8 protein-coding genes and 1 pseudogene are annotated in these 9129 nt (G+C 69.0%); 7 read left to right on the top strand and 2 right to left on the bottom strand.

What is annotated here, in order from left to right; genetic code table 11:
- Window positions 1-167: 167 nt before the first annotated feature.
- The gene (locus ACWELJ_RS15410) at window positions 168-1547 is read left to right on the top strand and encodes a uracil-xanthine permease family protein (RefSeq protein ID WP_452366798.1); all 1380 of its coding nucleotides are present in this window, start codon (window positions 168-170) and stop codon (window positions 1545-1547) included.
- A 176-nt stretch (window positions 1548-1723) separates the two neighbouring features.
- A complete protein-coding gene (locus ACWELJ_RS15415) occupies window positions 1724-2563 on the top strand; it encodes an SDR family NAD(P)-dependent oxidoreductase (protein ID WP_452366799.1) in 840 nt (279 codons plus the stop codon).
- Between the two features lie 69 nt (window positions 2564-2632).
- Here ACWELJ_RS15415 and ACWELJ_RS15420 read toward each other — a convergent pair whose 3' ends face one another.
- Together ACWELJ_RS15420 and ACWELJ_RS15425 are read right to left on the bottom strand one after the other, a co-directional pair.
- The gene (locus tag ACWELJ_RS15420) at window positions 2633-3547 is read right to left on the bottom strand and encodes an SDR family oxidoreductase (RefSeq protein WP_452366800.1); all 915 of its coding nucleotides are present in this window, start codon (window positions 3545-3547) and stop codon (window positions 2633-2635) included.
- Window positions 3548-3577: 30 nt separating this feature from the next.
- Complete coding sequence (locus ACWELJ_RS15425; protein ID WP_452366801.1) at window positions 3578-4372, bottom strand: SDR family oxidoreductase; 795 nt, start codon at window positions 4370-4372, stop codon at window positions 3578-3580.
- A gap of 50 nt (window positions 4373-4422) precedes the next feature.
- Between ACWELJ_RS15425 and ACWELJ_RS15430 the strand changes: the two genes are divergently transcribed.
- The 5 genes and pseudogenes from ACWELJ_RS15430 to ACWELJ_RS15450 all read left to right on the top strand — a co-directional run.
- Window positions 4423-5187, top strand: a complete 765-nt coding sequence (locus tag ACWELJ_RS15430; RefSeq protein WP_452366802.1) for an enoyl-CoA hydratase family protein — start codon at window positions 4423-4425, stop codon at window positions 5185-5187.
- A gap of 5 nt (window positions 5188-5192) precedes the next feature.
- On the top strand, window positions 5193-6068 hold the full coding sequence (locus ACWELJ_RS15435; RefSeq protein WP_452366803.1) for a CoA transferase subunit A: 876 nt from the start codon (window positions 5193-5195) through the stop codon (window positions 6066-6068).
- A complete protein-coding gene (locus tag ACWELJ_RS15440) occupies window positions 6068-6826 on the top strand; it encodes a CoA-transferase subunit beta (protein WP_452366804.1) in 759 nt (252 codons plus the stop codon). The genes ACWELJ_RS15435 and ACWELJ_RS15440 overlap by 1 nt, the downstream gene beginning before the upstream one ends.
- Window positions 6823-7902 (top strand): NAD(P)H-dependent flavin oxidoreductase, encoded by a 1080-nt coding sequence (locus tag ACWELJ_RS15445; protein WP_452366805.1) that lies wholly within the window; start codon window positions 6823-6825, stop codon window positions 7900-7902. The genes ACWELJ_RS15440 and ACWELJ_RS15445 overlap by 4 nt, the downstream gene beginning before the upstream one ends.
- 555 nt (window positions 7903-8457) lie before the next feature.
- A pseudogene (locus tag ACWELJ_RS15450) lies at window positions 8458-9129 on the top strand (hypothetical protein); the annotation flags it as partial.

Genomic DNA, 9129 nt, shown 5'->3' on the forward strand with positions numbered 1-9129 from the left:
GGGCATTGTCTCCGAGTCCGGACCGGCTCGTGAAGCCGGGCATTGGTGATCTTGAAGCCCCCGTGCCCGGCGTCGGGCCGGGCCGCACGGGCGCGTGAGCTGGAAATTTGCTCGGATTATGATGACCGCGGACGCATTTCGGACCTTCGGCAGAAAGCGGGCAGTTCATGGATTTGGGTGTCCGCTGGACGGTGCACGGCGACGGTCGCACGCCCGCACCGGGCGCCGTGGTGCGGCCCGATGAGCGGCTGTCCTGGCCGCGCACCTTCGGCCTCGGCGCACAGCACGTGGTGGCCATGTTCGGCGCGAGCTTCGTCGCGCCGGTCCTGATGGGCCTGGATCCCAACCTCGCCATCATGATGTCGGGCGTCGCGACCGCCCTGTTCCTGCTGGCCACTCGCGGCCGGGTGCCCAGCTATCTGGGCTGCTCACTGTCGTTCGTCGGCGTGGCCGCGGTGATCCGTGCGCAGGGCGGCAGTAGCGCCACGGTTACCGGTGCCTGCCTGGTGGTGGGTGCCGCCCTGTTCCTGATCGGCCTGGCCGTGCAGCGCTTCGGCGCGCGCGTCATCCACGCCGCCATGCCGCCGGTGGTGACCGGAGCGGTGGTCATGCTGATCGGCTTCAACCTGGCCCCGGTGACGGCCGCGACCTACTGGCCGCAGGACCAGTGGACCGCGCTGCTGGTCATGCTGTTCACCGGGCTGGCCGTGGTAGCGCTGCGCGGATTCTTCGCACGCATCGCCATCTTCCTGGGCCTGGTGTTCGGGTACGGGCTGTCCTGGCTACTGGACCGGGTGTTCGGGCGGATCCACTCCGCCGACGGCAGCGGCAAGGTCACCGACCACTGGCGGCTCGATCTTTCCGGTGTGGCCCAGGCGGATTGGATCGGACTGCCCAGTTTCCATGCCCCGGCGTTCCAGTGGTCGGCGGTGCTGGTGGCGCTGCCCGTGGTGATCGCGCTGGTCGCCGAGAACGCCGGGCACGTGAAGGCGGTCGGCGAGATGACCGGCGGCGACCTCGACGACAAGCTCGGCACCGCCATCGCCGCGGACGGTGCGGCGTCCATGCTGTCCACCGCGGTCGGCGGCCCGCCCAACACCACCTACTCCGAGAACATCGGGGTCATGGCCGCCACCCGCGTGTACTCCACGGCCGCCTACTGGGCCGCCGCCTTCTTCGCCCTGCTGTTCGGCCTGTGCCCAAAGTTCGGCGCGATCGTGGCGGCCATCCCCGGCGGGGTGCTCGGTGGGATCACCGTCATCCTCTACGGCATGATCGGCCTGCTCGGCGCGCAGATCTGGACCAATGCCCGGGTCGATCTGCGCAATCCGCTGAACCTGGTCCCGGCCGCGGCGGGCCTGATCATCGGCATCGGCAATGTGAGCATGAAGTTCACCGACACCTTCACCCTGAGCGGGATCGCGCTGGGCACGCTGGTCGTCATCACCGGCTACCACGTGCTGCGCGTGTTCGCGCCCGCGCACTTCAAGGGGGAGGAGCCGCTGCTCGACGAGGGCACCTCCTCCTACGACGAGTCAGGCGGGTAGGGAACGACCTTCGGGCGCATGGTCGCTCCCCGAGCCCGGCTAGGCTGCCCGATCGACGAACTCGACGGCCAACTCTTCACCTCTGAACGCCAGCTTCAGCGGGGTCGATCGTGAAGGTGAGGCGCCTTCGCGCTTTCGGGTGTGTCTGCCGCATCCGCCCGAATTAGGCTGACCACATGAATTCTGTGTTGGTCACCGGAGCGGCCCGCGGTATCGGAAAGGCCATCTGCCTGCGGATGGCGCAGCGGGGCTGGCAGGTTTACGCGGGCGTGCGCAAGCTCTCCGACGGCGAGGCCCTGACCGCCGCGAATCCCGCCATCACCCCGATCGTCCTGGATGTCACCGACCCCGACCAGATCGCCGCCCTCGACGCGGTGCTGCCCGCCGATCTCACCGCGGTGGTCAACAACGCGGGCGTCGTCGTGGACGGACCCGTGGAGCTGCTCACCCCGGAGGAGCTCCGAAACCAGTTCGAGGTCAATGTCTTCGGCGCGGTCGCCGTCACCCAGGCCGTGCTCCCGCGCCTGCGCGCCACCCAGGGCCGGGTGGTCTTCATCTCCTCGCTGTCCGGCCGCATCTCCACCCCGGGCACCGGCGCCTACAACTCGTCCAAGTTCGCGCTCGAGGGCCTGGTCGACGCCCTGCGAGTGGAACTGCGCCCCTGGGGAATCCGCACCTCGCTGATCGAGCCCGGCCCGATCGCCACCGACCTCTGGTTCGGCGCGACCGACATGGTCGACGCCACCACCGCGCACCTCACCGATGACCAGCGCACCCTCTACGCCGCCCACCTCGCGGGCCTGCGCCGGATGTCCCAGCAGGTTCCCAAGATCGCGGCCCCCGTCGAGTCGGTGGTCAAGGAGGTCGAAAAGGCGCTCACCGCACAGCGACCGAGCGCCCGCTACGTTCCCGGCCTGGCCGGAAAAGTCCAGGTTGTCGCCACCGCGCTGACCCCGACCCCGGTGCTGGACGCCATCTTCGCCCTGGCCGCGGGCATCGGCAAAAAGAAGAAGTAATCCGAAACGCGAACCGCCGGTACCCATCGAGACGGGTACCGGCGGTCGAAGCGCTTCGGGCGGTGCGTATTACGCGCCGTAGACCGGCTCCGGGGTGACGGCCTTGGCGAGCAGGTCGTTCACGACCGGGCCCAGCTCGGCCGGGTTCCAGCGGGCACCGCGATCGACGGAGACGCCGTGACGGTGGCCGTCCATGACGGTGACCTTGCCGGCCTCTACCTCGAACATACGGCCGGTGACGGCGGCGGACTCGGCGCTACCCAGCCAAACCACCAGGGGGGAGACGTTTTCCGGGGCCATGGCGTCGAAGCCGCCGTCCTCGGGGGCCGCCATGGTCTCGGCGAACACGGTTTCGGTCATGCGGGTGCGCGCGGCCGGGGCGATGGCGTTCACGGTAATGCCGTAGCGACCCATTTCGGCAGCGGCGGTAATGGTCAGGCCCGCGATACCGGCCTTGGCGGCGGAGTAGTTGCCCTGACCGACCGAACCGAGCAGACCCGCGCCCGAGCTGGTGTTGATGACGCGCGCCTGAGGCTGACGGCCCGCCTTGGACTCGTTGCGCCAGTATTCGGCGGCGTGACGCATCGGGGCGAAGTGGCCCTTGAGATGCACCTTGATGACCGCGTCCCACTCGTCCTCGCCGAGGTTGACCAGCATCCGGTCGCGGACGATACCGGCATTGTTCACCAGCACGTCCAGACCGCCGAAGGTCTCGATGGCGGTGGCGACCAGGCGACGCGCACCCTCCCAATCGGAGACATCGTCACCGTTCACCACGGCTTCGCCACCCGCGGCACGAATCTCCTCGACCACCTTCGCGGCGCCGGAGTCCGGCTTGGGCGTGCCGTCGAGTTCGGCACCCAGGTCGTTCACCACGACCTTGGCGCCGGCGGCGGCGAAAGCCAGCGCGTGCGCGCGGCCGATGCCCTGACCCGCACCGGTCACGATGACGACGCGGCCGTCGCAGATCTTCTTGTCCGTCATATCGATTACCTCTTCGTGTGTTCGGTCGGTCTAGTGGCCCGAGACGGCGGGGACGTCCGCGGTGGAGGCTTCCAGGAAGGCGGGCTTCTCGCCGCCGCCGTGCACCAGCAGCGCGCTGCCGGTGACATAGGCCGCGAGCGGGGAGGCCAGGAAGGCGGCGGTGCGGCCGATGTCCTCGGGGGTCGCCATGCGCCCCATGGGCACCGTCGCGCTGACCGAGGCGATGCCGTCCTCGTCGCCGTAGTGCAGGTGCGAGGACTCGGTGTTGACCAGGCCGCAGATCACGGAGTTCATCCGGACCTTCGGGGCCCATTCCACCGCGAGCGACGAAACCAGGCTGTCCACACCGGCTTTGGCGGCGCCGTAGGCCGCGGTGCCGGGGGAGGGCCGGTGCCCGGAGACGCTGGAGATCATCACGATCGAGCCGCCGGTGTCCTGCTTCTGCATGACCTCGTTGGCGACCTGTGACACCAGCAGCGGCGCGAGCAGATTCAGCTGCACGATCTTCGAGTGGAAGTTGGCGCTGGCGTCGGCGGCCAGGGCGAAGGGCGCGCCACCGGCGTTGTTCACGACGGTGTCCAGGCGCCCGTACTTCTCGACGATCGTCTCGATGAGCTCGCGCACCGAATCCACATCGCGCACGTCGCACGGCAGGAAGTCGATGGTGCGGCCATTGCTCTCGACGGGGGTGTCGGCGGGCCGTCGCGCGCAGGCCACCACGGTCGCGCCCGCGTCCAGGAAGACCCGGCTGATGCCGGCGCCGACGCCGCGCACGCCGCCGGTGACCAAGACGACCGAGCCGGACAGGTTTACTTCGATTCCCACCGTGCTAACCTACCAAGCACTTGCTTGTTTTGCCAACGATGGGACATGCGATGGGGATCATCCGTCACACCGAAACCGAGGGCGTCGAAGTCGTCACTGTCGACTACGCCCCGGTCAACGCTCTGCCGTCCGACGGCTGGTTCGCCCTGGCCGAGGCGGTCACCGCCGCGGGTAAGAACCCGGACACCCGGGTCGTGGTGCTGCGCGCCGAGGGCCGCGGCTTCAACGCGGGCGTGGACATCAAGGAGATGAACGCCGACACCGGCCACACCGCCCTGATCCGCGCGAACCACGGCTGCTTCGCCGCGTTCGCCGCGATCTACGACTGCGAGGTCCCGGTCGTCACCGCGGTGAACGGCTTCTGCCTCGGCGGTGGCATCGGCCTGGTCGGCAACTCGGACGTCATCGTCGCCTCCGACGACGCGACCTTCGGCCTCCCCGAGGTCGATCGCGGCGCGCTCGGTGCGGCCACCCACCTGGCGCGCCTGGTTCCGCAGCACCTGATGCGGACCATGTTCTACACCGCGGGCACCCTCACCGCGCAGCAGCTGCACCACTACGGCTCGGTCTTCAAGGTGGTGCCGCGCGCCGAACTGGACGCCGCCGCCATGGAGGTCGCCAAGAACATCGCCAACAAGGACGGCCGCGTGATCCGCGCCGCCAAGAAGGCGCTCAACGGCATCGACGTGCAGGACGTGCACCGCTCGTACCGCTTCGAGCAGGGCTTCACCATGGAGCTCAACCTCGCGGGTGTGGCCGACGAGATCCGGGCGCGTTTCGACGACGACCTGGCCGCGCAGAAGAAGGGGAAGTAAAAGCCATGCGCGACAAGCGAATGTCCCTCGACGAGGTCGTCGGCGAGCTCCGCAGCGGCATGACCATCGGCATCGGCGGCTGGGGCTCCCGGCGCAAGCCGATGGCGTTCGTGCGCGCCATCCTGCGTTCGGACATCAAGGATCTGACCGTGGTCACCTACGGCGGCCCGGATCTGGGTCTGCTGTGCTCGGCGGGCAAGGTGCGTAAGGCCTACTACGGCTTCGTGTCCCTGGACTCCGCCCCGTTCTACGATCCGTGGTTCGCCAAGGCCCGCACCGAGGGTGCGATCACCGTCCGCGAGATGGACGAGGGCATGGTCAAGTGCGGCCTCCAGGCCGCCGGCGCGCGCCTGCCGTTCCTGCCGATCCGCGCCGGCCTGGGTTCGTCCGTGGTCGATTTCTGGGAGGGCGAACTGAAGACTGTTCAGTCGCCTTACGAGACCGACGGCCAGACCGAGACCCTCATCGCCATGCCCGCGCTGAACCTCGACGCCGCGTTCATGCACCTGGACCTGGGCGACAAGCACGGCAATGCCGCCTACACCGGCATCGACCCGTACATGGACGACCTGTACGCCCTCGCCGCCGAGAAGCGCTACCTGTCGGTCGATCGCCTGGTCGAGACCGATGAACTGGTGAAAGCCGTTCCGCTGCAGTCGATGATCCTCAACCGCCTGATGGTCGACGGTGTGGTCGAGGCCCCCGGCGGCGCGCACTTCACCTTCTCCGGCAGCTACGGCCGCGACGAGAAGTTCCAGCGCCACTACGTCGAGGCCGCCAAGACCCCCGAGTCGTGGGCCGAGTTCAAGGCCCGCTACCTGGACGTGTCCGAGGCCGAATACCAGGATGCCGTCAAGGCTTTCGCCGAGGAGCAGAAGTAATGAGCGACACCACCACCATTACTCGGGCCGAGGTCTGCGTCGTCGCGTCCGCCGAGATCTTCCGGGGCGCGGGCGAGATCGTGGCCTCCCCGATGTCCACCGTCACCACCATCGGCGCGCGGCTGGCGCGGCTCACCTTCGAGCCCGACCTGGTGCTCTCCGACGGTGAGGCGCGGCTGTTCGCCGAGGTCCCGCCGATCGGCGGCCAGGCCCCGCTCGAGGGCTGGTTCCCGTTCTCGAAGGTGTTCGACGTGGTGCAGTCCGGTCGCCGCCATGTGGTGATGGGCGCCAACCAGATCGACCGCTTCGGCAACCAGAACCTGTCGGCGTTCGGCCCGCTGCAGCAGCCGACCCGCCAGATGTTCGGTGTGCGCGGCGCGCCGGGCAACACCATCAACCACGCCACCAGCTACTTCGTGCCCAAGCACAACAAGCGCGTGTTCGTGGACCAGGTCGATATCGTCTCCGGCATCGGTTACGACAAGATCGACCCCGAGAACCCGGCCTACCGGTTCCACCACCTGCACCGGGTGGTCTCGAACCTGGGCGTGTTCGACTTCAACGGCCCGGACCACACCCTGCGCGCGCTGTCGCTGCACCCCGGTGTGAGCGCGGACGAGGTCGCGGAGAACACTTCGTTCGAGATCGCCGGTCTGGCGGAGGCGGGCGAGACCCGGCTGCCGACCGAGGAAGAGCTCACCATCATCCGGACCGTGCTGGACCCGAAGGGTTTCCGCGAGAAGGAAGTGACGGCATGACCGCCCAGCGTTTGAAGACGCCGCTGACCGAACTGGTCGGCATCGAGCACCCGGTCGTCCAGACCGGCATGGGCTGGGTCGCCGGACCCGGCCTGGTCGCGGCCACCGCGAACGCGGGCGGCCTCGGCATCCTGGCCTCGGCGACCATGGACCTCGACGAGCTCGAGGTGGCCATCGCCAAGACCAAGGCCAAGACCGACAAGCCCTTCGGCGTGAACATCCGCGCCGACCTGTCGGACGCCCCGGACCGCATCGACATGATGATCCGCGAGGGCGTCAAGGTGGCCTCGTTCGCGCTGGCTCCCAAGAAGGAGCTGATCGCGAAGCTGAAGGACAACGGCGTCGTCGTGATGCCGTCCATCGGCGCGGCCAAGCACGCGGTGAAGGTCGCCTCCTGGGGCGCGGACGCCGTGATCGTGCAGGGCGGCGAGGGCGGCGGCCACACCGGTTCCGTCGCCACCACCCTGCTGCTGCCGTCCGTCCTCGACGCCGTGGACATCCCGGTCGTCGCGGGCGGCGGCTTCTTCGACGGCCGCGGCCTGGCCGCCGCGCTGTCCTACGGTGCGGCCGGTGTCGCCATGGGCACCCGCTTCCTGCTGACCCAGGACTCCAGCGTGCCGGATTCGGTGAAGCAGGAGTACCTCAAGCGCGGACTGCAGGACACCGTGGTCTCGCTCAAGGTCGACGGCATGCCGCACCGCGTGCTCAAGACCGAGCTGGTCGAGAAGCTCGAGCACTCGGGCCCGATCCGCGGTCTGTACGCCGCGCTGGTCAACGCCGCCAAGTTCAAGTCGATGACCGGCATGAAGTGGACGACGCTGGCCAAGGAGGGCCTCAACACCCGCAAGCACAAGGACCTCACCTGGTCCCAGGTGGTCATGGGCGCGAACACCGCCATGTACCTGAAAGCGGGCCTGGTGGAGGGCAATACCGAGGCGGGCGTGCTCGCGTCGGGCCAGGTCGCGGGCATCATCGAGGATCTGCCGAGCGTGGCGGACCTGATGGACAGCATCATCACCGAGGCCGTCGAGCGCATCGACAGCCTCAACAAGTACCGCGTCACCACTTCGGCCTGACGCCCCCGACGTGCGCGGCCACCACAGCCCGGCCGCGCACCCCGGATCCGCACACCATCGGATCCTTCGCACGCCGCATGTCCGGCGTACCGAGCCGCTCCCGGAACCTCTCGCCCGGGGGCGGCTTCGTGCGTTCGGGGGTCCGGCGACCGTCGTTTCGATGGTTGCTGCGATATGTCTGAACTGTCGGCAATCTGAACGGCGGGGAAACCTCTCGGTCGCCGGAGTCCGGCGGTGAGATGCCGGGGTGGGGTGCCGGTTCGGGTCAATTGTCCTGGGGCGCTTGGTGATATTGGCTACGTGGGGGTAAGCGCAGGCGTACGGTTTGTGAGCACCCCTAATGCGATCGGGACTTGTGCGGAATCACGTAGCGACCGGTACGATGGCCGCGTTCCGCAACGGCCCGGCAATCGGGGCGACAGTGTGAGCTCGAAACCTGTCCCGAACTGCCTGCCGCGGATCGGGATTCCGCACCCCTGGTGCGGAGAGAAGCCAAGTGCGCGGTATCGATGAGGGGATGGCTGTCGCATGATCGTCGATCGTGCAATGCGACTGGTGGCAGTGATAGCGGCTGTCACCGGTTCAGCACTGCTCGGGCCCGCTGCCGCTGACGCGCAGCCGGGCATCCCGCTCGACCCCGCGCCCACCGGGCAGGATCCGGCGCAGCCCGGTACGCAGACCCGGTCCGTGGTCCCGCAGTCGCCGCCGGGGGCCGCGCAGTCGCAGGCCGTGGCCGTACCCGCCACCCCGGTGGCCGGGCCCCAGGATCTGCTGTCCGTGCTGTTCGGCCTCGGGACCGGTTCGGCCGGAGCCGCCGTCGGTTCGGCCGCCGTCGGCTCCGCCGGTCTCGGCGCCGTGCTCGGTGGCACCGGCTCGGCCGCCCTGGGCTCCGGTTCGGCGATAACCGGTTCCGCCGGTGCGGGATTGGGCTCCGCCGTGGCGGGTACCGGTTCGGCCGGAGCCGCGACCGGCTCGGCCGTGCTGGGTACCGGTTCCGCCGCGGTCGGGTCCGCCGGTCTGGGCGCCGGATCGGTGCTCAGCCTGGGCTCCGCGGCCGTCGGCTCGGCGGGCCTCGGTACCGGTTCCGCGCTGCTGGGCCTGCTGCTCGGCACCGGTTCGGCCGCAACGGGTTCCGCCGCGGTCGGTTCGGCCGCCGTCGGCTCGGCCGGGCTGGCCGTGCTGCTGTCCAGCCTGGATCTGTTCATCGTCAATGTGGCGCTGCCGCGG

This window comes from Nocardia sp. NPDC004582, assembly GCF_053602115.1.

Coding starts and splice junctions, on each gene's coding strand:
- ACWELJ_RS15415 (WP_452366799.1), top strand. CDS start 1,724: ATGAATTCTGTGTTGGTCACCGGAGCGGCCCGCGGTATCGGAAAGGCC.
- ACWELJ_RS15430 (WP_452366802.1), top strand. CDS start 4,423: ATGGGGATCATCCGTCACACCGAAACCGAGGGCGTCGAAGTCGTCACT.
- ACWELJ_RS15440 (WP_452366804.1), top strand. CDS start 6,068: ATGAGCGACACCACCACCATTACTCGGGCCGAGGTCTGCGTCGTCGCG.
- ACWELJ_RS15445 (WP_452366805.1), top strand. CDS start 6,823: ATGACCGCCCAGCGTTTGAAGACGCCGCTGACCGAACTGGTCGGCATC.
- ACWELJ_RS15410 (WP_452366798.1), top strand. CDS start 168: ATGGATTTGGGTGTCCGCTGGACGGTGCACGGCGACGGTCGCACGCCC.
- ACWELJ_RS15435 (WP_452366803.1), top strand. CDS start 5,193: ATGCGCGACAAGCGAATGTCCCTCGACGAGGTCGTCGGCGAGCTCCGC.
- ACWELJ_RS15420 (WP_452366800.1), bottom strand. CDS start 3,547: ATGACGGACAAGAAGATCTGCGACGGCCGCGTCGTCATCGTGACCGGT.